This is a genomic window from Azospirillum sp. B21 (genome assembly GCF_008364825.1).
Lineage (GTDB): Bacteria > Pseudomonadota > Alphaproteobacteria > Azospirillales > Azospirillaceae > Azospirillum.
Genome location: NZ_VTTO01000018.1, coordinates 10,637 through 34,626 on the forward strand (window position 1 = coordinate 10,637; position 23,990 = coordinate 34,626).

Genomic DNA, 23,990 nt, shown 5'->3' on the forward strand with positions numbered 1-23,990 from the left:
CACCGGCCGCAGACTGGCCACACCATCACTCGCACTCCTCCCCGGACGCACCGGCACTGCAGGCACCAGCGACAAGGGCGATGGAACCAAGCTCCACCATCTCGAAGGTTGAAGGATCGTTGACGTCTCCGTCCGGGGCGGGCCAGCCCAGGCTGACGGTCAGGCAATGCTCCCGGCGTGCTTCGATCAGCACATGCAGGTTTTCCGACTGCTGCACTGTCAGCTCAACCCGATTCGACACGACATATTCCTGGCGGAACCGGGATTCCTCAAGGTCGCCCTCCCGTGTCGCCACTCCCAGTTCGACCCGGCGATCGAGGTTGCCCGGCGGAAGCGGGCGGTGCACCGCGCAGATGCCGTCCGAAGGCGTCGGATAGCCGTCGCAGAGCTTGAGAAAACGGCGACGGCCGGATCGCAGGTCGAGGTCGCCGAGGATGCCGAACAGCGTCGACGCCTCCGAGCGGAACTGCATTCCAGTGGTGTTCAGCACAAGCTCGGCCAGATAGAGGGCGCCCAAGCTGGTGATGTTCTTCAGGAATTCGGTATCGATGAAGCGGAGGTCATGTGCCCTTTTGCCGAGGGCGGCGGCAACATGCCCGCGGATCATCTGCCTGACCAGGGGGAACAGGCTGCCGCGCCCAGAGACCAGAACATGGAGCACCTGCCCGCGCGGGCCATCCGACGGCAATACATTGCTCAGGGTCTGGCGCATCGGCGTCGCCATGCTCGCCCAGAAATCCGCAACGAATCCCGGGAGATCGAGTCCGAGACCCTCCGGCCCCCAATGGATCTCCAGGGTCTCTCCGTCGACCGTGACAAGCGCCAGCGGCGCACCGTCAAGCATTTCCGCCGCCAGGATCGAACCCTGGTATGTCGAAAGCCATTTTACGACCGCCTCGTCCGCCGGATCGATCGGGTGCCCCTCCCCGAACTGCTGGACGAATGCACTCAACATTGTCAGGAACGGCCCGCCCTTATAGCCGTTCTGAAGAGAGCGCAAAAGCCTGGCCACCGCCCGTCCATTGCGCGCCGCGGTCGCGTTCACGCCGCCAGGCGGGATTTCGTCCCATGGCAGATGAATCGGCACGCGGAAACGCTGGATGCCCCGCTTCTGAAACCAGAGGTCAAGGCTGATCGACAGATGGCGGAACAGCAGCGCCGCGATGCCGTTGCCGCACAACACAACCGAACCGTCCGTCGCAACCTCGCGGACGGCAATGCGCGACCGGTCTGCCACTTCGATGGTGAACATCGACAGGTCGGTGCTGCCACCACCGACGTCGTAGGTCAGAACATGGTGGGTCCCGACGAAAGAGGAGCCGAGTACGCTACCGTCTAGCGCATCCTTCTGCACCGCCTCCAGATGCGGCAGTGGCTGGGCCAGGATCAGCGGCGACCAGCTTTCGGATACCAGAACCTCGCGCCCACCCCCCGAGCCGATCCCCATCGGCGCCATGCCGGCCTTCCTGAAGGCGGCGAACAGGCCGGCTGTCGCCGGGCTGCTGAAGCGGGCCGGACGGGTCGGATAGGCCCGCTCGACGCTGGCGGCGATGCTGGGATGCTCCTCGATCCGCTCCTTGAGCATCTGAAGATAGTCGGCGGCGATGTCGATCCAGGACACGGAGTCCCCGTTCGGCAGCGACAGCATCTCCGCGGTGCCGATGCGCCACTTCAGGTTGTCAAGAACGATGATGGATGCGCCATTAGGCGATTCCGCACGCCGCCGCGCCTCGTTGCCGATGTAGCGCGTCAGCGTGTTGGCGTCGGCATCATAGGCGTAGGCGATGGTGGTCGGCACGAAGGCGTCCGTCGGCTCCAGCGACAGGACCCGCGGTGGCCCGGCCTCGTCATGGCGTAGATAGGCCACCGCCGTCGCGGAGGTTCCAAAATCGATGGCGATATAGCCGTTGAACGGCTGGACGGGCCGCACCTCGACCGCCACGGTTCGTTTTGGAACGGAGAATCCCTCGTCGAGAAATCCGAGTTCGACCTCGCAGAAATAGGTCCGCGGAGCGAGCATGCCGCCGTTGCCCAAGCGCAGGGACAGCGGCAGAACCACCGTGCGCTCCTCGCCGGGTTCCAACGCGGCGTCAGCACCCGTGAATTCCAGCGTGCCGGCGATGCGTTCGGATCCAGCGTTCAGCCGCGCTTCCAGCGTGTGGAGCGTGCACGCGGTGCCGCCGTGATTGGTCAGCGTGATCGGCAGCCGCGCCGTTCGCCCGTTCAATCCGGTGATGCGGTTGGGAATGCTGAACTCCGGCTTTGCCGGCGTCTTGAACCGCATCAGCAGCGGCAATCGGATCGGCTCGCCGCGGTTGCGCAGCCGGATCGCCAGCATGACCCGCATACCGCCGGGCATCAGGCGGAGCCGGCCGATGTGCGACCCTTTCAGAACCAGCGACGCCTGGAAATCGTCGCCGGCCGCCAGCCGGGAGGGTATGGGCGGCAGTTGCACGAGCGGCGGAGCGTCCCAGCCGCTGATCGCCTCCATATCGACGTCGATGTGTTCGATGGGAGCCAGTGCGCCGGCCCTCAATTGCAGCCTGATCGGAACCGTCGCCTGCTCCTGGGACAGCAGGACCGGTTCGACCGTATCCTCGGCCAGCGCCAGCATTGGATCGGACAGGCCGAAATCGAGATCGCACAAGGTACGCCGGTCGTCCCGTCCGGGGATCCGATGTTCGATGCGGCCCTTCCAGAGCGGCGTGGCGACAACGGAAGGCGGCAGTGGAATATCGCAATCCATACAGTCGCCGCGCGTCGACAGCAACCCGTCGGGCAGCTCCCTCCGGTACAACTCCTGCTCGCTTGCCCGGTCGATCAGAACAATCACCGTGCCAGCGGGATCCACGGGTCCGTCGTTGGTCAGCATAACCGTCAGCACGGATGGATGCGCATTCGGTTGGCCGGCATAGGTGTATTGCGGTGTGGCGCGGGCGGTCAGCACGATGAAGCTGCGCCCGCAGTGGCCGCAAAAGCGGTCACTGCTGTGCCTGCGCCAGCCGTGGCAATCGGGGCAGATCAGCATCGTCACACCAGCACGGTCTTGGGAACGGGAAGGCAGCGGAAGCCCGATCCCTGCGGATTTTCTTCCGACCAGTGGTTCAGCGTCTCGCCGGCCCTCTTGATGTACGGCTCGATGCCGGGGTTGGCCATCTCCTGCTCACGGGCCATGGCGTTGAGCACGGCGGCGAAGCCGGCATGGCCAACCGGGTTGTTGCGTGCGGAATAGTAGAGCAGGAAAAGCCAATGGCCGAGTTCCTCGTCGGTCAGGTCACCAAGCCGTTCCGCCGTGGCGGCGCGGATCGCGTTGGCCTGCTCGAATCCGTCCGCCGAACAGAGTTTGCGAACCGCCAGCGAGAACACGCCGAGCGGCAGCGTCTCGTTGAAGAAGCCGCGCTTGTCGGCGAAGAAGAATTCGGTGACGCCGTGGCGGCTGCCTGGCGCATTCCGCATCCGGCCGATCACGACCCCAGCGAGAATGCCAGCTCCCAGTGTTTCCAGCGCCGTCAGATAGCTGTCGACCTCCTCCTGCCTCTTGAGCAGCAGATCCTGGAACTTCTCGAAATTCACGTCGGTATGAAGCGCAAATCCCCGCTGCAGGTGAGGGAAGTAGCTGGCGTTTCGGTAGCGGTCGAGGTCCGGAATGGCCATCAGCGGGAAGGCCGCCAGTTCGCTGCTGACATAGACGCGGTCCGGGGTGCTGTCGGCGCCGGCCAGCGGCTCCTTCCACTTCTTGCCGAGCGTCCGCTCGAAATCGGTTCGAATCTGTGTCGGCGTTTTCTTGCTCAGCGCGACGATGACTTTCTCTTGCACATTCCTCATCGAGACGGTGTCGTTGATGAAATGCGTCGCGTTGTCGAGCCAGGGCTGACCGTAATCCAGCAGGCGCTGTACCATCGCAATGTATTGCGGGGAGTCGGGAGGCGATTGCCGGCTCAGCCGTTCGACGACATCGACGGTGCGGTCCTCCAGATGGCGGGTGACCGAACGGGTAAAATCCAACAGTTCCTCGATCGTCCGCCGGTTGCCTTCGGTCTGGAGCACCTGCCGCATGTCCCAAAGGCTGCGTGGGCGGCCGGGTTCGGCATCCTCGAAGAAGCGGCGATCCAGATCGGCCAGCGCTCCCCCGTCGATGCGCCGCCCGTCGGGCATCACGTAGAAATCCTGGAAATCATGCTCTTCGTAGAGGTTCTGGTAGATCGCCGAGGATTGAAGCCGCCGTAGACCATCGACGCGCGCGGCAATGGCCGCCCGCAGATCACGGTCGAGCAGCCGTTCCAGGTCAGCCAGTTGCTTCAGCAGCCCAGTCTCGATCAGTTGCTCCTGTCCCTTCGCGTCCCGTGTCAGCGTCCCGCGGCCAATCAGATCGGCCAGCCGTTCACTGATCTTCGCACCGGCGGTGCATACCTGGGCCCGCAGTTCGAACACCGCGCGTTCCTCGGCGAAATCGAGAACCACGTCGATGATCGTGCGGCGCGTGCGCTGACCGGTGCAGTCGGCTAGCCACCCCAGCCGTTCGGCAATGTCGCGCATGGCTCCGGCAGCGCGGGTGCGGGCACGTTCGGCAAGCTCCTCGAAGTCGCGCCGCTGCTCGTCGAGCAGGACGGCGACACGGCGCAGAACTTCCCGGGCGAAGGGAATGCGCTGGGCATGGGCTGACAGGATCTCCCGTACCATGCTGTCCAGTTCGCTCGATACCTTGGCGAACAGCTGATCGCTGTGCTGTTGGGTGACCAGGCGTGACAGCAAACCCCAGCGCGATGGGTCGGGATTGGCGATGTCAAGCTGCTGGACGAGAATCGTGGAGTTCAGCCAGCTCTGCAGGCGCTCGCCGATGTCCGGCTGCGCCGCCCCCTGAAGGAATGCAGCCCTCCCTGTCTGGAAGGTCTGACGTAGAGTCTCCTCGACGGTCTGGCCCTGGCCGACGCCGATCAGTTCGCGATAGAAATGACCATCTCGGCCGCGGTCGCCAAGACGAAGGCGCGGGAGATACTGACGTGTGACCAGATCGTCGAAATTATTCGGTATCTCCTTAAAATGTAACCAGTGCTGGACAAGGTCAACGGCGAGCTGGTGTCGGACCAGTGTCGCGATCCTCTGCACCGGAATGTGGAGTTTGCTCAGGCCAAGGCTGGAATAGCGGCAGGAGAACTCCTCGGTGAAGGAGCGGTCGCCCCCGCTGACGCTGGTGTACTGGTACTTCACGATACCGGTGAGATAGTCGTCGAAATTCGACCGCTTGCTTTGCCCTTCCGCCGCCAGCGGCTGGGTAGCGCCGCCATAGCGGATGAACAGGGTCTCCGCCAGCATCTCGCACAGGGAATTCTTGTCCTTCAGGGCCAGCGTGCCGCCGGAACCGCGCGGCTTATTCCCGACCAGATAGGCCGTGCTGAACGCAGGACCATCCAGGTGCTGGTTGCTCTCGTACTGCTCGCGGGTCCAGGCGACGGGGAAGCGATGCGCCCCGCCGGTGGTCTTGGCCAGATTATAGTGCTCCAGTTCCATCAGCGCGGCGTAGGAATTGCCGAAGATCCGATGCTGGAAATCGCTGCTGAACACGGAGGGCAGCAACATGATCGCCTGAAGGCCGACGTTGGGATCGGCCTCCTTCAGGGCGAAGGCCAAGTCAAGGAACATGCCGCTGCCGGTGCCGCCGGCGACCGAGAAGATCAGCCAGGTCTCTACCTTCGAGGCATCTACCTGGATGCCGTAATCGGTCATCAGGGTCGCGTGATGGGCCGCATCGCGAATCTGCGCGTACTTCTCCCGGACGCGGCTCATGATCTCCTTGTAATAGTGGAAGAAGGCGAGCTTTCCGAAGCAGCGGATGGCGCCGGCGCCGTTTTCGATCCGCCCATGCTTTTCGAGCGACGGATCGAACCATGAAAAGATGTGCGGATGGTCGCTTTTGTGTTCGTAATAGTTCTGGAGATCCGCCGGGCGCAACTCGGTGTTGACCCGCTCGGTGGCTTCGAAATCGACCTCCTTCAACAGGAAGTTCATGTCTTCGCCGTCGAGCGTCAGGTTGCTTGGATCGGTGTCGATCCAGATGTGCCCGATGTGCGGCAGCGTGGCCTTGCCGTACTGGTCAAAGAACATCCGCCGCAGATTGAGGAGCACCTGTTTGCCCGTTCCACCCACGCCGATCAGGAGGACCGGACGCTGCTGGCGCAGGCTGTTCACGGTTTCGTCAGCCATTGCGTAAGAACTCCTTCATTGCTCGCTTATGCGACACCGAAGACGGGCAGCAGGGTGAGGACCAGGACCACCAGCAGCAGCGCCGCGATCCACAGCAGCAGTGCCTGCTGCATGAGGATCGTGGCCATGCAAGCGATGAGGATCAGCGGGACGAACGTCGTGAAATAGCCGATCCCGATGGTCGGCATGGCGAAGTAGGCGGCGGCGGTCACCGTCGTCACGGTCCACAGAATCAGCGTGTTGGACAGGATCTTAGGGTGCACACCTTGCTGTACCTGGCTCTTGAGCGCCATGAAGTACAGAAGCCTGAAGAAGAAGACGGCAAAGACCGCCGCCAGGGCGAAGATCAGAAGTCGGGAGGCCACCGGCAACCCAAAGGAGAAGTCGAACCAGCGCTCCAGCCCCGATAGCCCTCGCGCGGGCAAAAGCCGGACCGTGGACCCATGGTCGCCGAAGGGGGACTGCGACGCCGCCTCCCCGATGCCGCCCCCAGTACCGACGAGGATCGCCGCAACGGAAACGAGCCATGGCTTCATGTGAAATCCTTCCATTCTCTGCGTCTCGCCTTTTTCGTTTCGGACATCCGGGGCATGGGGGCGCCGGGTTACACCGCCCTACCAATCCTGCCCGCCGTGTCGGGGTCCGTTTTTCGATCCGTTCTTTTGCTTCGTGACCTGGAAGCTGTAGGTGTCGCGCATCTCGCCGTCCCTCCAAGCGACGCGGACCATCCCGCCAGCGGCTGATCGCAGCTGCGAGCCCAGGATGCGGCCGCCCTGGGCACGGACCAGCAGAGCGCAACCCAGCCAAGTCAGAGCAAGCGAGCAGCGGCCGTCGTCGCTCTGCACCGGGCTGGTCGAAAACAGGCCAAGCGTGACCGGCTGGGGCTTCGCCATGCCGGAAGCGACCTCGAAATGGCGCGGCTTGCCGGCCTGCCGGAGCAGCCAGGCGAGCGGCAGCAGGACGAAGATGGCGGCGACGACCAGAAGTCCCAGCGCCACGGTCGAGTAACGCAGTTCGATCCACACCCGTCGGCGGACGATCTCATCATCCAGGCCGTCGGCCGGTACCATTCCCTGCACGAGTTCCTGAACGCGGTAAAGGCGCCGATGGATTTCCCGGTTGTCGCTGCCCAACCCCTCGGGCGCCCCGTTGTAGCTCCACCGCTCTGCTTCTGGACCGACGAACAGCACGCCCTGCCGGTGGACTTTCGAGTGGACGACGATCTCTCCCTGGATCGTCGTGGAGGTGCTGAAGGCCAGTTCGATCTGCCGGGCGAGTGAGACGCCGGAAAAGAACCCGATCGGCGCGATCTCGAATTCGACGTCGAATTTCCTGCCCTCCCGCGGACGAAAGTTGGCCTGTCGCGGATTGACCTTCGCGGTGATGAACTGCTGGCTCGCAAGGTCGGCATCGCTCTCCAAGGCGATGCTGGCGCTCAACTCGGCATTGCGCATTTCGAAATTCGGTCCCGGAGTCACCTCCGCCTGGAAGGACAGCTTGACGCCCTGGTTCATCTCCAGGCCGCCGATGATCAGCCCCCATTTCGGGTCCAGGCGAATGTCAGCCCCCGATCCGGATTCGATCTTCAGATCAATGGAGGGCTTGGACTTGTCCCAGCTTTCCCCGAACGGCATGATGCGGATCAGCTCATGCTCGATGTTGTGCCTTTGGAGAATTCCACTGACCATCCGTTCAAAGGCGAAACGGTCGCTTTTGTCGGCGCCCACCCTGTGAATCACGTAGAACGCGATGGCTCGCTCACCGGCATAAGTCGCTCGCGGGCTGTTCTTGGGGGCGGTCACGGTTCCCTGGAACGGCAGAACGGCCGGGATCAGCGTGACACCTGCGATCTTCTGCGTGTTGCGCAAGAGATTGTAGAAGCGCTGCTGTGCGTCCCACGATACGCTGTCGCTCGTATCGGCAACGTTGTCGGTGACCATCACCACTGCATCGCCAGTATCCGGCACGTCCAACCACTGCTGCAGCGGCACATCGAGCGCCGTGTTGTCGTAGATCGGCGTGACGTCCTTCAGCGGCCCCCTGATCTTGACCACCGAATTGCCGAACTGCCATTTTTCCGAAGCACCGCCGTCAAGTTCCTGCAGCACAGCCTTCCATGGGCTGTTGAGAAGCTTGGCGTGGTAAAAGCCAGTCATCGATTTCGATGCGTCGAGCAGCACCGCATATTTCGCCACAGGCTGCGCCGACACCGGCGACGTGCTGGCGAGCAGCAGGAATGCAACGGCAAACCGCCAGAGCCTCCGGGCCAGTCCCCATCTTCCCATTTCAGGGCTCCCCGACGGATTCGGTTTCTGCGACGCGGATAACCTGGAAGCGGTGGTCGCGCCCGGCCTTGGTCGCCACCACCATGGTGCCGGCAATCAGAAGCGGCGGCAGGCCGCGCGACGGAACGCCCTTCATGCGGACGCTGACGCTCGGCTCGATTCCGCCGTTGCCGTGAGCCGGGCGTTCGAAGAACCGCAGTTCTGCACCATGGTCCGCCGCCATCGCGCTGGCGCTCTGAAGAGGCCGGATGGCGACAAGCCAACCCTGCGCAACCAGGGGCGGGATGTCAGTCGCACCCTCCAAGACCGCCGGATTGCCACGGGGCTGACCAGCGGCGAATTCCTGGATACGGTCGCCGGTGCCGACGAAAATGCTGCCGGATTCCATGCCAGCCGTGATCCAGCCTGACCGGCTCAGGCGCGCCAATGCCCGGGACTGCACCGTATCGCCGATGCGCACATACCGGGCCACGCCACCCTCGCCGACGTCCCTCCCTTCCGACGGCACGATCAGCGCGGCTTCCGTGCGGTTGGAGACGATCGCCAGCGGATCGAACAGCCCATTCGCAAGTCTCGTCCGCCAGGGAAGGCTCACTCCCCCGAGCGGTGGCAGGGAATGGCTGGAAATCTCAATGCCGGCAGAGCGGCGGGCGAGTACGAGTGATTTGTCGGCAAGCACCCAGAGGGCGCCGTCCTCCGGGAATCCACCAATCCACGCGCCGTCATCCTCTTCCAGCCTCATTGGGATTTCCGAGACCGGACGCCAACTTTCGCCCTGGCCGTTGCCGGCGAAGGCGGTCACTTCGCCGCGCGGCCCAGAGACGACGAGCAGAATGCCCCCCTTGCCATCGACGCCGGCGCCGTGGATTCGCCCTCCCTGTACCGGCACCTGTAGCGATACGCGTTCGAACGGTTGCCGCCCGCCATGAGCACGGAAGACCTCCACGCCACTTCGGGTCACGATGAACAAGCCGTCTTCGGTCAACAGCGGTTTTGACACCCAGCCGCCGGCATCGGGAAGATCGGTCGCCAGCGTCCGGCTGCGGCCGACGAACAGCGACGAGGCCTCGATGAGGTCGAGACGAACCGGCCCTGACTCCCGCATGCTGAAAGTGAAGACGCCCGCGGTGCCGCCGCACCATAAAAACGGGCTCCAGCCGTTCGGAAGGTTCAGCAGAGAGGATAGAACGAGCGTCCGCTCGTCGGACGTTTGGAAACCGTCCCGGATCGTCTTGCGCGGCAGCAGCCTGGATGCGTATCGCGGCAGCGGCATGCGCGCGCCGCATTGAACACAGAAGCGGGCCGCAGAACGATTGCTCTGACGGCAAGCCGGGCAGCTTATGATGGGGCCGCTGCAGGTCTTGCAGATTTCGACGCTGCCGCGGATTGGTTGGAAAGCATGTCCATCAGGATCGAAAGGATGTGGGCAAGCACTCAATGACCGCCCTCCCATGTTGTCGCGAAGGGAGTGCCCCCGCGATGATCGGGCCAGTGCGCGGCGATTGGAAAAAGAATACATATAGATGATTTTATAAGCTTCATGATTCCGTCGCCATGCGCGGTCGATTTATGCTGAAACTGAATATACAGAATGGTAGGCATATGCAAGAGGAACGAGCAATGAGTACAATTGAATGCTTTAGAATATCTTGTTTGTGGACGAACTAACAAGCCAATGATCTGTGTTTTTTTAGATTTCATTTCGATTTTCCGCGGAGGATTGGATGGCAAGGCCGAAGTCTGGCTGGGAATCGGGTACGGCGATCCGCCTTCGCTGGCACCGCATCTCGGAAATTCTAGGCATTATCGCCGCGATCTTCCTGATGGTCCGCTATGACATTCTGGTCCCGGAACTGGTGACCATTTTCGCTCCATCCTGGTGGCCCGCGCTCTACGGAACCCCGGTTCCCGAGACCGTCGGCCTCAATGCCAAGATCGTGTTCACGGTAGCCAATCTCGTATTCTTCTTGCTGCTGGCAAGACGAACCGCCGGCCAGATGAAGGTTTGGCGGACGCTGCTTCATGCCAGCAAGCGGTTCATGCCGCCCGGCTGGCCCGGGGCGAGGACCGCCTCCAACACGTCGGAGCGGGTGCGGCTCGCGCAGGAGACGCTGAGCAAGGTCGAGGTTTCGTGCATCCAAGGTGGGCCGACTTCCCTGCCCTTTGCCAACAAGGTTTACGACCTGTCAGCCGCGATCGGCATGCCGCATTCGGATGCCCAACGGCCAGCACAGTCGTTGAAGAGCATCTCACCCGAGATATCGACCGTTCCGGCGCTACGTGCACTCGATCACTCGCTGGTCGTCGCTCTGCTGTTCTCAGGCATCATCGGCACTTTTTTCGGGCTGATGGAATTCTTGAAGAATCCAGAGTTGGAAGCCCTGGTCGGAAGCATGAAAGGCGCCGGCGGGGGGTTGTCCAACATCAACATCGCTCATATACTGCACGGCTTTTCTGTCGCATTCTCGGCGAACCTCGTCGCTTACTTCCTCTATGTCTTCGGACGGCTGATGCTCGATCTTTGCGAGGAGGAATTCGAAGCGGCCTGCCATGTGTTTTCCGAAACAGTCAGTGAGCCGGTGCTTCGACTGTTCCCCGAGGATAACAGCGTCGGGGTGGTGTCGCTCGATCCGGAATCGGCCGCTCGGCTTGGAGAGGCGGTCGAAGCGATCTCCGCGGTGCTCCATGCGACGAAGCCGATGATCAGCGGGATGAGCGAAGTAACCGGTGTGATCACCGCTGCCGGAGCAGCGTTGGCCGCAGCCGCAGTCGAACTGCGCAGGCTCTCGGGAGACATGGCCGAGCATGCCGAACAGACGATCGCGGCGACGAAGGAGGCGACAGAGCATTGGCGGGCCTCGACCAGCCGGTTCGACGAAAGCGCCAGTTCACTGGCCAAGGGCAACAGCCAGATGGCCGAGTCCTTCGCCGCCGCGGTGGAGCGGATGGATTCCTTCGAGAAAGCCACCGCCGGCCATGTCGAGGGCATCATCGCAGGCATGAAGGTCGCCGCCGAACGCAATGCGGAAGTGCTGGCCGAACATGCACAGCAGATCGGTCACCGGATGGAAATCGCGGCGGGCGACCTGCTGCGGCATATGGACGAGGTGGGGACGGCGCTGAAAACCCAGATCACCGATTATGCCAAAGTTGCCGCCATCCTGGATGAGACCGCGAAGCAAACCCAGGAGGGCCGCTCGTCGCTCCGCAACAGCATCACCGACCTGAGCAATCTGCTGACGACGGAGAACAAGAAGGTGGTCGCCGTCATCCAGGGCCTGGGCGCTGGCGAGACCGCGCGCACCGAGCGGCTGACCGCGGTTCTGGCCGACATCCAGCGCCAGTTGGCGGGAATGCGTAGCCATGACGACACGCTGAGACAGGTTCTGGTTGGCGCCCCGCCCGACGATCTGCCAAGCGTGCTCCTGGCACTGCGCAGGGCGCTTACCGACGTCGGACGAATGGTCGCGACAGGCAGCTGAATCGGCATAAGGAAGGCGCGATCATGCTGAAGAGACAGGGCACCCACCGTACGGACGAAATCGCCATCGTCGATGTGGCGATGGCCACACTCGGCCCGGTGGCCTTGCTGATGATGGTCTTCATGGTGCTGGCGGCAAAGACGATGGCATCATCCGTGGCCTGCGATATCCCGACGGAGCAGGAGGTTGCTGCCGCAGCCAATGCGCTGAAAGGATGGATGGGTGAATATGCCAAGGAAACCGCCGACCATAAATCCAAGCTGAGGGCCACCTGTCCGGCGATTGTCCCTGTCGAGCCGCCGGCCGTTTCCGCCGACCTCTCCGTCTCGCCGTTGAAGCCCTTTTGCGCCGCCAACCAGAATGAAATCATTTCCAGGGCAGGTCTCTCGCGCAGCGATGTCGAACATGTCCTGACGGAACGCGCAGGGGTGGACAATGCGGTGCGGCAGTGCTTCGGCAATCCGCAAAATGCGCAATGCAGGAAACCGGACGCCAGCCAGTCCAAAGCCATGGCGGCGGAAGTAACAGCGCTTCGCACCCAGGTCCGTCAGCAGACCGAGCAACTGGCACACGCCGCGCGCAACCTTTGCGGCGAGTTGCCGACACTGCGCCCGGCCGATCTGAAGCAGATCATCCTCCCCGAAAGCCTGCGTCGGCTCTGCCACTCGGAGGTGGAGCAGGTGATGACCGATGCCGGCACGACGCTCGAACAGGTCGGACGCGAACTGGCGATGCGCGATGCAATGCAGGCGGCGCTCCTGACTTGCTGGACAAGAACGCCCGGTCTGGAAAGCTGCCGCCCGATCGCCGCGGACGCTAGGTCGGGGGAGATTGACAGGCTTTCCCGTTGGGCGGAGCAGACCAGGAGCGGCAATGCCGCGCGGATCGCCCACATCCAGAGGGATTGCCCGCAGCCGATCCCGGCACCGGAAGCGGCCGGATTGCCCGGTTTCCTGCAAGCAATCTGCCCGGGGGACCTTGCCATCCTTCTGTCGCAGTCAAGGCTGACCTGGTCTGAGGTCGCACAACTGGAGGCTCAAAGCCGGCGGACGCTGGAACTCGTGGAGCAATGCACGGCACCGCAGAGCGAGAAGGTATCGGACAGATACTTCCGGTTCGAGTTTGAATCCTGCAACGATAGGCTTGCCAACGGCATTGATCCCGTTCCCCTGTTCGCCGACGAGGCGGCCGAGATCGCGAAGGCCTTCCGCAGTGGCGTCTACAATCGAATCGACATTTTCGGCCATACCGACCGCAATGCGGTCATCGGCCAGTGCAGGAACGGGGCGAAGAATAACATCGAGCTCAGCTGGACGCGCGCTCATTACTACAGAGAAGTGCTGACCTGGACGTTTCGCAACGATCCGCAATATCGGGACATCGTAGAGAGGCTGGATAGGAAAGAACTGAAGATGTACGAGATCGGCGTCGGCGAAGCGGAGCCGATCGACCAGGCTCCGACCGCGGCAGCCGACAGGCTGAACCGCCGTATCGAAATCCGGTTCGTCGCTGACCGCAGTGCGCCGTGGGCACCATGACGGCGGCAATCCTCATCCCGGTGAATGTTCCAGGCGGCTGGGCAAGGATCGAAGGGGAGGAACCCTATCCCCCTCATTGGCGGCGATGCCCCTCCTTCGCGATCTACGGGGTACGAAGCCATGCCGGGGCGCAGAATGCCCAGCCCTGGCTTACGGTCGAGCAGATGCTGACGGTCTGCGCCGATGGGCGCTACGAGATGGCGCGGCAGTGCGATCCGCATCGGCTTCGCCGTCCCGAAGATATCCTCGGGCCATCGGTGAGCGGGGCTTATGGCCGCATCCCAACGGCACTTACCGCGCAGGAGGCGGAATTGCTGTGCCGATTGGCCGGAGGAACTTTGGCGGACGAGATCCAGGCGCGCATCCTGTGCAGCCTGTACCGCCCGCTCGGCATGACCGTTCCCGCCTGGACGCGGAGTCCCTGGTCGGACTGGAGTGACCACCTGATCGCCTATGGAATGGTCGAGGGCATGACGCAACCCAGATGGTTCGCAGCCGAAGACCGCTGCCTGCCCATCGACGACCCATCGGGTTGCCGGCGGGTGATGATCGAGGCCGGAACTCCATTCAAGCGCCTGTCGGGCTGGGCCGGCGTTTCCAGCGCCGCGGGACCGGACGACCGGATGCTGGGCGCCGCGTGGCTGGTGACGAACGAATGATTCGCTTGGTTTGGACATTTTCCAGAAGGCTTTTAAACCGCCTGCAGCACCTGTTCCGGGAACAGCCCCCTCTTCCATCCATCGACGAGGCGGTCGTCTGCCCGACCTGCCTTTGTCCATCGGATCGCAGACATCTGAAGGCTCTGTGTTCGCCGGATTGCGACAGGAAGTCCGCGCAACCAGTCTTGCTGTATGAACAGCGCCTCCGCCTGACCGAACCCTGGGGCCAGTCCTCGCCATGCGATCGCGAGCACTGCCGGAGGATTCTGACGCGGGCGACCATCGGGGCGTGCGACCGGCCCCTGTCCCATCCGGCCGTGTTGCCGCGCAAGCGCCTGAAGCATGTCCTCGTGCTTGCACTTGATGGCCATGACGCCACCATGCTGGCGACGCAGGCGGCTTTGGCGGTCGCTCTGTCGAAAAGCGGACTTCAACCGGCGACCCCCGCCACGTGGTCGATGTGGCGGGAGGCACGGCTTGCGGATCGTTTCGTCATCCCGTCGCCGGAGCGGATGCCAGGCCTGCGGGAACCCATCGCTTTCGGCCAAATGCCCTCAGACACCGATGACGCTGGATTGCGGGTCTATCTGCATGGATGGTCAATGAAGGAACTGGTCGAAGAAAACGGGAACCCAACACCAGATGCCTGCACGGAAGCGTTGACCGTTCCCGCCTTGCAGCGCGCGTTGTCCGCCGACTGGATCGTATTCGCCTGTTCGAGCAACGATCTCTTCCCACTGGCTGCCCGCGAGGGACTAAAGGCGACGGTCGCCGCTTTCGGGAAGCGATTGCACGGCATCATTGGGCGGATGCCACACCAGACGCTTCCCGGACTGGCGACCATCGTGGGAGACGCCACATCGCTCTATCGCCGTCTCGGCACCGGCACCGTGCCGCTGTCGGACCTTACCCCAGCGGAATGCCCGAAGGTGATGGAGCAGTATGTCCGCCGTGCCCTGCGGATGGACGAGGTCCTGGCCCCGGTGCTGAACATCGGATGGACGGAAAAGCGCCACTTGCTGTGGAACAGTGACGCGCATGGAGTCGATAGCCTATCGCCGTGGGTTTCTGAATTGCTGGGGAGGCAGGGATGAGCGGCAAGGAAAAATTGTCCGTCAAGCGGCGCGCGCATGAGTTCATGCTGCGAACAATTGGTGGCTGCATTGCCAATGAATGGCGAAAACATGGGGACTTGGATCCAGATCATATACGGTTGAATGTATGTATATTTTTCCAAATAATCATGCCAATACCTACAGCGATATTAGCGGCAGTACTTTGTATTCTAAAGTTTGTTGATGATGGGGAGGTCATGATTTTTGGTATTGGCTTTCTAGGAGTTGTATACACAACAACATTAGCAATTTTCAAAGCAAGCATTGGCAGTGAATTAGAATTTTTAAGGTGCGGATCAATAGAACCAGATAATTCGAACTATCACATTGAAATCGTTAATGACAATCTTAGGGCAATTTGCGCAACTTTTGCGGCATCTTACTTCTTAATAATTATAGTTTTGTTCTTATTCGGTGAATTTCTTGGTTTAATCTTAAATTTATTTACTGGGCACCTCATACCAATATTCAGCATCGTTATTGTAGCCGTTGTCTTACAGCACGCTACCATGGCTTTGGTCTATTTTACCAATAATCAATTTGGATGGCGCGCTTTCGGACTGGACCGAATATTCCGCAAAATTACGGTCTGGGAGATTGCCTTCCTTTATCGTCTCGCATTTTATGGCCTGCGCTTGGTAAACATTTGGCCCACGATCCGCCATCCCACGGCGCCGAACAGTTTCGGAAATCCGTTCCGTCACGACGATCATGCCCCGCGACAATGCAGTGCCTGTAAGCAAGCCCTGGTCAGCAACTGGCCCAACCCGGATCGACCCTGGATTGAGCGTTGCGCGGCATGCGGCACGCTGCATCCCACTTGGATTCGTCTGGACGAGAACAGGACAGGAAGCCACCATCCACAGCTGCCGGTACACCTTGTCGTGCCGCAATCGATCCTGTTTCTCGTCCCGAATGCCAACGCCGGTGCGGTACTCCGGCGCCAACTCTTTGGGAACGGAGCGGAGCGGAACGGTCGGCAGAACACCTTTATGCTGCTGGCGGATGGCGGTTCGCCCAGGGGAGCGGCGGTGCAAATCCATGCAGCGGACGAGGGACTGATCTGGTCCGGCCAGTTCGATCTGATCATTGTTGTTCCTCCCAAGCCGCGGCCCGGCAACCCTCTCGCCCGGCCTGAGGACGACCTGACGGCGCTGCTGTCCTGTATCATGTTCCCTGCCGCTCCATGGTCGAAACGGCGGCCGAACGCCAGCCGCCATGTGCCGGCCACGTCGCCACCGGGCTGGCTCCGCGCTTTGTCCAGGCGTATCACGCAGCCGCCCGCGCAATACAAGCCCCATGAACTCGATTGGCTGTATGCCTCCGTGCCGATTCTTGCAGTCTGGGGCGATGCTCCAGACCAGGAGACCGTCGCCAGCCAATTCGGCCGGATCGAGCGCGTGTCCTCGCCTGCCGACATTGCTGCCCTTTTGTCCGAGGGCCGCCGAAATGCCCAAGCGACCGTCGTAGAAACGGAGAGCGTACAGGAGCCGGAGGCCGTGTCCTGATCATGAAAGTGGAGTTGGAATGGCGCCCACGCGCTGGCAATGCTGCGCTGGTGCTGAAAAAGAGCGGTCTTTCTCAGGACAAACTGACGGTCTATGTGTTGGATCCCGCCCCAGCCGATCATGACCGCCGCGATAATCACAGGCGGCTGATCGAGTCGATGATCTATAGCCATACAGACGCCGCACAGCCCGCCTGTCTGTGCCTGCTCGGCAGTGCCGGCCCGCCGCTGTTCGGCGTTCCGGGCTCCGCAGCGGTCGCTCAACGCCTTTCCCTGGAGGTGCTGCTCAGGAATCCTCCCGCCTTCGGACGCTGGTGGACCCCTACACGGGAACGGATCGAGGAATTGCAGAAGGAATTCTCAAGGTTCCGACTGATAATCCGAATATTATTGAACCACCACCAGTTGCTGCCGATCGACTGGGACGGCTTTTCGTTCCTGAATACCGACGCCGACATCGTCATCGTGGCGGATGCCGTTATCCCGGGGACCATCGGCTGCAAAGTGATCTCATGGCCCGAGTTCCACGCCTCGATGATGCGGAGCGATGTGATGCCGCCAACCGGATATGCGCCCCGTATCACGATCCACGGGTCCCCTGACACTGCGCTTGCCCTCGCGCCGGACGCGCAAGCCCTCGGATGGAGGATGGACACGGAAAATGCTCGCAAAGTCCTGCTTCATCACGATTTCCGTATGCCCCAGGGCGCAGCGTCGATCACGCTGGCGATACTGGAGGGAGGGGCCTGCGGCCCGGGGCCGTTGCCCCATGCCGTGTTCGACAGGTCGGCGGACAGGGAAAATCGGTGATGCCCTGCTGGCGTGGTCGTATCTCATGACGTGGTGTAGGAGCTGTCGGGAAGCGGCCTGCCGAAGCGCCTCCTCAGGCCCATCGGCAACATTCCTCCCGCCGAGTCCGAAGCACGCTATTATGCTCAAACCGAAGACGTCGCCATGGCGGCGTGACTCAACACAAATGGCATCCGGCAAGCCCAGTGCGGTTCATTCGGCGCCAGCATATTGAAAAGACTTGGGGTTTTTGTTGAAGCGGGGACCCGGCCGGCGCCGGGCTGGTCCCCGCGTATTGATAGAAGGTTGGTGTGTTCACCGAGGTTGCATCAGTCTTGAAAAGGGATCCCGCTTCCAAGCCGGTTGACAGGGTTCCGACCTTGGCGCTATTCGCCCGTCAAGGAGGCGCAGCACGGTTCCGACTGTCCGGCGCTGTGCCTCACTCATACACGACGCCGCGTGGGCCGGTATCTCCCAACGCCATTTTGACGAAGGCGTCTGCCGTCAGGTCTGCGTCGAGCAGCGCGCCATGATGGGCGAAGCGATCACTCCGGTCGAGCCACAGCCGATCACACAGCGCGTCGAGCGAGCCGGAAGCGCCGGGGAAGACCTCGTGCGACATCTCCTTGGTACAGATGAATCGGTCCGCTGAGAACGTGTCGCTCCCCCATGCGGCGCGTCCGCAACGCGCGAACTCGTAGTTCAGGAAGTCCATCTCGTTCTCATATGCATGCGCCACCAGAAGATCCTCGCCCAGAAAGGCGAGAAGCGCGTCGGCCACCTCGGGAAAGCGGGGCGCCGCCTTCAGGTCGGCGGGCTTGATGCCATGCACCTTGATGGCGTCGGGATGGAGAGGGGCGTCGGGGTTGACCCGCGACTCCCAGCTGCGCGCTTTCCTCCAGCCATCGCCCTCACGGATGATCTCAAGACACCCGATTTCGATGATGATGCCGGGCTGACGCAGGCCCTTGGGCGCCTTACGGATGTCCTGGAGGCTCGGCAGACGCCGTCCGGTCGTTTCGATGTCGATCGCGACCAGCCGGTCACGCCCTTCCCATGGCTGCATGCTCATTGAAATCCAATCTTTCATCGGTGGAGCCGCCTGTGGCACGGATGTGAAAACAGGACAACGCTCCGTCACGCCGCTCAGAGTAGCATGTCGAGTGCGTCGGCCGCTGATCAGCTTCGCCACGGTGAGGCAACTAACGAGCGTTGTCAGAGTTTGCAACAGAGCCCTCCCAGGTATCGGACCAGGCGATCTTCATCATCGGTGCAGCGGTGATGGCCGACGGCGGCATCCCGGTCGGGATGGGTCCCGTCCGGGCTGACCAATGCGCATTGCCGCGTTCGAGCTTGATCCCGCGCGACTTCGGAGCCGATCATGCCACGGAGAGCGCCGCGCCCAAGGCAGAGTCGGCAACGCTGCTCCCATGAACCGCGTTATGAGGAAGAGACGTGCAGCCAACGATAATCGAGATCTCCGAGCAGAACACGGCGTTAGCGGTGCCCGCCCTTCAGGTATTGTGGCCGAAATATGAAGCTGCGGAGATGATCCGCATCGTCGACACGGTGCTACGGCCGAACGGCTATCGTCTTTTCGGCATCGTTCCGGCCGAAGGCGAGCCGGCCGCCTGCATTCTGGGATACCGCCTGCAGCATTCCCTGTGGCTGGGAAAATCCTTCTACATCGTCGACATGGCCACGCTGCCGGAATGGCGCGGACACGGCTTCGCCTCCCAACTTCTGGACTGGGCGGTGGAAGAGGCCGGGCGGCTCGGTTGCGACGCGCTCCATCTCGATTCCGGGGTCGGTCCCGACCGGAGCGACGCGCATCGCCTGTACATGTCGAAGCGCTTCCAGATCGGCTGTCACCATTTCGTACGCAAACTCCGGTAGTTCCCTGGCTCCATTTCCCAACACCGCTGAATCCGCCATGCCGCCCGGCTCGACGGTGACGGTGCGTGAAATGGAGCCAAGCACCTGCCCGGCACCGATCACTCGGCCGCCATACGTTGCATCGGCGTGGAGTGGAACTGTGCCAGCAGATCGTGCAACTCCGCTTCCGCCTGTGCCATGGCCTTCTCCTTCACATGTCCATAACCGCGAATGCGCTCGGGAATGCTGGCGATCCGCACCGCCGGTTCCAGCGTCTCCGGGGCAAGGCTGGCCAGCATCCCGAGGATCGCCCGTTCATAGACATCGACCAGCCGGCGCTCGGCCCGGCGCTCGGCGGTGCGGCCGAACGGGTCGAACGGCGTTCCGCGCAATTTCCTGAGCTTCGCCAGCATCTGGAACGCGGTCAGCATCCAGGGGCCGTAAACGCTCTTCTTCAGGCGGCCGGTCTGCGGATCGCGGGCGGCGAGCATGGGAGGAGCCAGGTGGAAGCGGAGGCGGAAACCCGTCTCGAACTGCTCGCCCAGCCGCGCGAGAAAGGCGCCGTCGGTGTAGAGGCGGGCGACCTCGTACTCGTCCTTGTATGCCATCACCTTGTAGAAAGAGCGCGCCACCGCCTCGGTCAGCCGGACGTTGCCCGCGGCTGCGGCCACCTCGGCCTGGCGGACCTGATCGACCAGCCGCCGGTAGCGCTCGGCATATGCGCTGTCCTGGTAGGCGGTCAATTCCCCAACGCGGCGGGAGATCAATGCATCGAGGTCGGCGGGTGGGGCGGTTTCGGCCGGGGGTATGCCCAGGAGTTCGACTTTCTGCGCCGGCACCGCATCGGGATCGGCGGCGGCCCGCCGGCCCCAGGCGAAAGCTGCCCGGTTTGCGGCGACACCGGTGCCGTTCAGGACGATGGCCTCGTCGATGGCCGAGGCCGACAGCGGGATCAATCCCTTCTGCCAGGCATAGCCGAGCAGGAACAGGTTCGCCATGATCGCGTCGCCGAGCAGCCTGGTGGCGATGGCGGTGGCGTCCAGCGCATCGACCGCCTCCCCTCCCCCGCAGGCGTCGGCGACCCGGCGGACCAGCAGTGGCAGCGGCAGTCGTTCGTCCGGGTTGCGGGTGAAGGCGCCGGTGACGGTTTCATGGCGGTTGAGCACCGCACGGGTTCGGCCCGCCCGCATGCGGCTCAGCCCGTCCTCGCCTGCAGCGACCAGCAGATCGCAGCCTAGCACCGCATCGGCCCCGCCGGGCGCGATGCGGGCGGCGTGGATCTGATCGGCCAGGCGCGCCAGCACGATGTGCGACATCACCGCGCCGCCCTTCTGCGCCATGCCGGTCTGGTCGAGGATGGAACAGGCCATCCCCTCCAGATGCGCGGCCATGCCGAGGATCGCACCGATGGTCACCACGCCGGTGCCGCCGACCCCGGTGACGAGCAGGCGGTAGGGCTGGTCCAGGGCCGGCAGCGCCGGTTCGGGCAGGGCATCGGCAGCGGCGTCCGCACCGGCGGCGGGCGCTGGGGCCAAGGCCGGGCGTGACTTGCGCAGCGTGCCGCCTTCCACCGTCACGAAGGAGGGGCAGAAGCCGTTCACGCAGGAGAAATCCTTGTTGCAGGAGGACTGGTCGATCGTCCGCTTCGTCCCGAACTCGGTGTCGACCGGCACCACCGACAGGCAGTTCGACTGGGTCGAGCAGTCGCCGCAGCCTTCGCACACCCGCTCGTTGATGACGACCCGGCGGCCGGGGTCCGGCATCCTGCCGCGCTTGCGGCGGCGGCGCTTTTCCGCGGCGCAGGTCTGGTCGTAGATCAGCGCCGAAACGCCCGGCACCTCGCGGAACTCGCGCTGCACGGCGTCGAGTTCGTCGCGGTGATGGATGGTGACATAGGGCGGCAGGCCGGACGACGACCCGTACTTTTCCGGCTCGTCGCTGACCACGGCGATGCGCTGCACCCCCTCGGCGCGCACCTGCCAGGCGATCGCCTGCGGGGTGAGCTGGCCGTCGTGGGACTGGCCGCCGGTCATGGCGACGGCGTCGTTGAACAGGATCTTGTAGGTGATGTTGACGCCGCCGGCCACCGCCGCGCGGATGGCGAGCAGCCCGGAATGGAAGTAGGTGCCGTCACCGATGTTCTGGAAGATGTGGCGGGTCGACACGAAGGGCGCCAGTCCAACCCAGTTGGCCCCCTCCGCCCCCATATGGGTGTAGGTGGCGGTGTCGCGGTCCATCGCCTGCGACATCCAATGGCAGCCGATCCCGGCATGGGCCCGCGAGCCCTCCGGCACCCTGGTCGAGCTGTTGTGCGGGCAGCCGGAGCAGAAATAAGGCGTGCGCTTGGCCACCGAGCCGCCAGCGCGGGCGGTGCCGGGAGTTTCAAGACGCGCCAGCGCTGCGGCATCCACCTCCACGCCGCAGCGGGCCAGCCGCCGGGCGATGGCCCGGGCGATCTCGGCGACCGACAACTCGTCGTGGGAGCGCAGCATCGGCGCGCCGGAGTCGTCGCTCTTGCCGGTCACGCGCGGGCGCCTGTCGGCGGGCACGCCGTAGAGGATGTCTTTGATCTGGCCTTCGATCAGCGGCCGCTTCTCCTCGACCACCAGGATCTCGTCGAGGCCGGCCGCGAAGGCGCACAGGCCGTCGGGCTCCAACGGCCAGGGTACCGCCACCTTGAAGACGGCGATGCCGAGCGCCGCCGCCTGCCCTTCGCCGATCCCGAGTTCCGCCAGCGCCTGCCGGACGTCGAGATAGGCTTTGCCGGCGGTGACGATGCCGAAACGGGCGCCGCTCCCGCCCAGCGCCACGCGGTTCAGGCCGTTGGCGCGGACATAGGCCAGCGCCGCCGGGATCTTGTGCAGATGAAGACGGGCTTCCTGCTCCTGCGGGCTGTCCGGCCAGCGGATGTTGAGGCCGCCGGGCGGCAGGACGAGATCCGCCGGCTGGCGGATGACGGGAAAGGCCGGGTCGAGGGTCATCGAAACGCTGCGGTCGGTCAGGTCAGCCGTCACCTTCATGGCGGTCCAGCAGCCGGACAGGCGCGACAACGCCCAGCCGTGCAGCCCGTATTCGATCATCTCCGGGACGCCGGCGGGGCTGAGGATCGGCATCATCGCATCGACCAGGGCATATTCGCTCTGGTGCGAGGTGGTAGAGGATTTGCAGGTGTGGTCGTCGCCGGCCAGCACCAGCACGCCGCCCCGCGCCGCCGAACCGGCGAGGTTCGCATGGCGGAAGGCGTCGCCGGTGCGGTCCACCCCCGGCCCCTTGCCGTACCACAGGCCGAAGACGCCGTCCCACTCCGGCTGGTCCTGCAGATGGATCTGCTGGCTTCCCCACAAGGCGGTCGCGGCCAGATCCTCGTTGACGCCGGGAACGAAGCGGATGTCATGGGCCTCCAGGAAGCCCCGCGCACGGCCCATCTCCATGTCGATGGTGCCCAGCGGCGAGCCCCGGTAACCGCTGACCAGCCCGGCGGTGCGCAGGCCGGCGGCACGGTCGCGCCGCTTCTGGAGCAGCGCCATCCGCACCAGCGCCTGCGTCCCGTTCAGGAAGACGCGGCCGTGCTCGGCCCGATACTTGTCGTCCAGCGTCACCGCGCCCGTCATCGCCACGCCGTCCGGCATGTGCGCCCTCCCTCGGTGTCATTGTGCATTCTGAAGTGTACACACTTTCACGGAGGGGGCAAGTGCCGCCTGGGCCGGCTCAGCTTGCGATGCGGCCCATGTAGATCCGCGCCAGCCCTTCCTTCATGGCGGCCACGGCGTCGGCGACGCTGATGCCGATGTGGTCCGACATGCAGGACACCGCCCGGTCGCGGTCGCGGGCCTTCAGCGCCTCGGCGATCGCCAGATGCTCGTCGAAGGTGGTGGTGCGGCGCAGAGGGTTCTCGATCTCGATGCGGCGGACGAAGCGGATCCGCGCGTTGATGCTCTCCAGCATGCGGACGAGCTCGGGGTTGCCGCCCATCGCGGCGATGCGGATGTGGAACTCCTCGTCGCGGCTGGTCAGCTCCTCGGCATCCATCGCGGCGCGGTTTGCCCGCACGCCGTTCCAGAAATCCATCAGTTCGGCGATGCGGACGTCGCTGGCGCGTTCGGCCGCGAGTTCCACACTGAGCCTCTCCAACGCCGCGCGCACCTCAAACAGGCTTATGATCTGCTCGGCGTCGAAGGGGCGGCAGTAGAAGCCCTTGTTCGGCACCAGCGTGATCAGTCCTTCGATCACCAGGCGGTTCAGTGCTTCGCGCACGGGCGTCCGGCTGACGCCCAGGGTGGCGGCAAGCTCCACCTCGTTGATCCGCTGTTCAGGCCGGAACTCGAAATTCACCGCCATGCGCTGGATTGCTGCATAGACGCGGTTCACGCTGTCGGCGGCGCGGGGTGCGGGTGCCGACTTGATGGGCTTCTTGCGCGGGGTTCCCGCCATGATCGTCCTATGTGTTTCCTGCAATGCCGGTGGAACAACACCCGGATAGCGATACCGGTTTCCGACGGCGAAGTCCCGGCGACACACCTTGGCGGTGCATCGCGCGGG

15 protein-coding genes are annotated in these 23,990 nt (G+C 63.4%); 7 read left to right on the plus strand and 8 right to left on the minus strand.

What is annotated here, in order from left to right:
• Nucleotides 1-25: 25 nt before the first annotated feature.
• The 5 genes from FZ983_RS27760 to FZ983_RS27780 form a co-directional block, all read right to left on the minus strand.
• On the minus strand, nt 26-3,034 hold the full coding sequence (locus FZ983_RS27760) for a hypothetical protein (protein WP_149227516.1): 3,009 nt from the start codon (nt 3,032-3,034) through the stop codon (nt 26-28).
• The gene (locus tag FZ983_RS27765) at nt 3,031-6,201 is read right to left on the minus strand and encodes a tubulin-like doman-containing protein (RefSeq protein ID WP_149227518.1); all 3,171 of its coding nucleotides are present in this window, start codon (nt 6,199-6,201) and stop codon (nt 3,031-3,033) included. The genes FZ983_RS27760 and FZ983_RS27765 overlap by 4 nt, the downstream gene beginning before the upstream one ends.
• Nucleotides 6,202-6,227: 26 nt before the next feature.
• Entirely contained in the window at nt 6,228-6,737 is a 510-nt protein-coding gene (locus tag FZ983_RS27770; RefSeq protein WP_149227520.1) for a hypothetical protein, read from the minus strand.
• A 78-nt stretch (nt 6,738-6,815) separates the two neighbouring features.
• Nucleotides 6,816-8,486 carry a hypothetical protein gene (locus FZ983_RS27775; protein ID WP_149227521.1) on the minus strand — a complete coding sequence of 557 codons (1,671 nt, stop codon included), beginning with the start codon at nt 8,484-8,486 and terminating at the stop codon, nt 6,816-6,818.
• A 1-nt stretch (nt 8,487) separates the two neighbouring features.
• Nucleotides 8,488-9,759: a hypothetical protein gene (locus tag FZ983_RS27780; protein ID WP_149227523.1), complete on the minus strand. Its 1,272-nt coding sequence runs from the start codon at nt 9,757-9,759 to the stop codon at nt 8,488-8,490.
• Nucleotides 9,760-10,210: 451 nt separating this feature from the next.
• On the opposite strand from FZ983_RS27780, the gene FZ983_RS27785 reads away from it, so the two are divergent.
• The 6 genes from FZ983_RS27785 to FZ983_RS27810 are packed head-to-tail and all read left to right on the plus strand — an operon-like array spanning nt 10,211 to nt 17,597.
• Nucleotides 10,211-11,968 carry a hypothetical protein gene (locus tag FZ983_RS27785; RefSeq protein WP_149227525.1) on the plus strand — a complete coding sequence of 586 codons (1,758 nt, stop codon included), beginning with the start codon at nt 10,211-10,213 and terminating at the stop codon, nt 11,966-11,968.
• A 23-nt stretch (nt 11,969-11,991) separates the two neighbouring features.
• Entirely contained in the window at nt 11,992-13,506 is a 1,515-nt protein-coding gene (locus tag FZ983_RS27790; protein WP_149227527.1) for a hypothetical protein, read from the plus strand.
• A complete protein-coding gene (locus FZ983_RS27795) occupies nt 13,503-14,165 on the plus strand; it encodes a hypothetical protein (protein WP_149227529.1) in 663 nt (220 codons plus the stop codon). Before FZ983_RS27790 ends, FZ983_RS27795 begins: the two co-directional genes overlap by 4 nt.
• Nucleotides 14,162-15,259: a hypothetical protein gene (locus tag FZ983_RS27800; RefSeq protein ID WP_149227531.1), complete on the plus strand. Its 1,098-nt coding sequence runs from the start codon at nt 14,162-14,164 to the stop codon at nt 15,257-15,259. The genes FZ983_RS27795 and FZ983_RS27800 overlap by 4 nt, the downstream gene beginning before the upstream one ends.
• Entirely contained in the window at nt 15,256-16,788 is a 1,533-nt protein-coding gene (locus FZ983_RS27805; RefSeq protein ID WP_149227533.1) for a hypothetical protein, read from the plus strand. The genes FZ983_RS27800 and FZ983_RS27805 overlap by 4 nt, the downstream gene beginning before the upstream one ends.
• A gap of 2 nt (nt 16,789-16,790) precedes the next feature.
• Nucleotides 16,791-17,597, plus strand: a complete 807-nt coding sequence (locus tag FZ983_RS27810) for a hypothetical protein (protein WP_149227535.1) — start codon at nt 16,791-16,793, stop codon at nt 17,595-17,597.
• Between the two features lie 418 nt (nt 17,598-18,015).
• Here the strand turns inward: FZ983_RS27810 and FZ983_RS27815 are convergent, their stop codons facing one another.
• The gene (locus tag FZ983_RS27815) at nt 18,016-18,648 is read right to left on the minus strand and encodes an exonuclease domain-containing protein (protein ID WP_149227537.1); all 633 of its coding nucleotides are present in this window, start codon (nt 18,646-18,648) and stop codon (nt 18,016-18,018) included.
• A 431-nt stretch (nt 18,649-19,079) separates the two neighbouring features.
• On the opposite strand from FZ983_RS27815, the gene FZ983_RS27820 reads away from it, so the two are divergent.
• Complete coding sequence (locus FZ983_RS27820; protein WP_348771087.1) at nt 19,080-19,472, plus strand: GNAT family N-acetyltransferase; 393 nt, start codon at nt 19,080-19,082, stop codon at nt 19,470-19,472.
• A 98-nt stretch (nt 19,473-19,570) separates the two neighbouring features.
• Here FZ983_RS27820 and FZ983_RS27825 read toward each other — a convergent pair whose 3' ends face one another.
• Nucleotides 19,571-23,080: an indolepyruvate ferredoxin oxidoreductase family protein gene (locus FZ983_RS27825; RefSeq protein ID WP_247884009.1), complete on the minus strand. Its 3,510-nt coding sequence runs from the start codon at nt 23,078-23,080 to the stop codon at nt 19,571-19,573.
• 79 nt (nt 23,081-23,159) lie between these two features.
• Nucleotides 23,160-23,882 (minus strand): GntR family transcriptional regulator, encoded by a 723-nt coding sequence (locus tag FZ983_RS27830; protein WP_149227541.1) that lies wholly within the window; start codon nt 23,880-23,882, stop codon nt 23,160-23,162.
• Between the last annotated feature and the right edge of the window lie 108 nt (nt 23,883-23,990).

What these genes read in the sequence shown, in the direction of transcription:
- FZ983_RS27795 (WP_149227529.1), top strand. Translation starts at nt 13,503, where the DNA reads ATGACGGCGGCAATCCTCATCCCGGTGAATGTTCCAGGCGGCTGGGCA.
- FZ983_RS27830 (WP_149227541.1), bottom strand. Translation starts at nt 23,882, where the DNA reads ATGGCGGGAACCCCGCGCAAGAAGCCCATCAAGTCGGCACCCGCACCC.
- FZ983_RS27790 (WP_149227527.1), top strand. Translation starts at nt 11,992, where the DNA reads ATGCTGAAGAGACAGGGCACCCACCGTACGGACGAAATCGCCATCGTC.
- FZ983_RS27825 (WP_247884009.1), bottom strand. Translation starts at nt 23,080, where the DNA reads ATGCCGGACGGCGTGGCGATGACGGGCGCGGTGACGCTGGACGACAAG.
- FZ983_RS27765 (WP_149227518.1), bottom strand. Translation starts at nt 6,201, where the DNA reads ATGGCTGACGAAACCGTGAACAGCCTGCGCCAGCAGCGTCCGGTCCTC.
- FZ983_RS27800 (WP_149227531.1), top strand. Translation starts at nt 14,162, where the DNA reads ATGATTCGCTTGGTTTGGACATTTTCCAGAAGGCTTTTAAACCGCCTG.
- FZ983_RS27805 (WP_149227533.1), top strand. Translation starts at nt 15,256, where the DNA reads ATGAGCGGCAAGGAAAAATTGTCCGTCAAGCGGCGCGCGCATGAGTTC.
- FZ983_RS27810 (WP_149227535.1), top strand. Translation starts at nt 16,791, where the DNA reads ATGAAAGTGGAGTTGGAATGGCGCCCACGCGCTGGCAATGCTGCGCTG.
- FZ983_RS27770 (WP_149227520.1), bottom strand. Translation starts at nt 6,737, where the DNA reads ATGAAGCCATGGCTCGTTTCCGTTGCGGCGATCCTCGTCGGTACTGGG.
- FZ983_RS27775 (WP_149227521.1), bottom strand. Translation starts at nt 8,486, where the DNA reads ATGGGAAGATGGGGACTGGCCCGGAGGCTCTGGCGGTTTGCCGTTGCA.
- FZ983_RS27785 (WP_149227525.1), top strand. Translation starts at nt 10,211, where the DNA reads ATGGCAAGGCCGAAGTCTGGCTGGGAATCGGGTACGGCGATCCGCCTT.
- FZ983_RS27815 (WP_149227537.1), bottom strand. Translation starts at nt 18,648, where the DNA reads ATGAGCATGCAGCCATGGGAAGGGCGTGACCGGCTGGTCGCGATCGAC.
- FZ983_RS27780 (WP_149227523.1), bottom strand. Translation starts at nt 9,759, where the DNA reads ATGCCGCTGCCGCGATACGCATCCAGGCTGCTGCCGCGCAAGACGATC.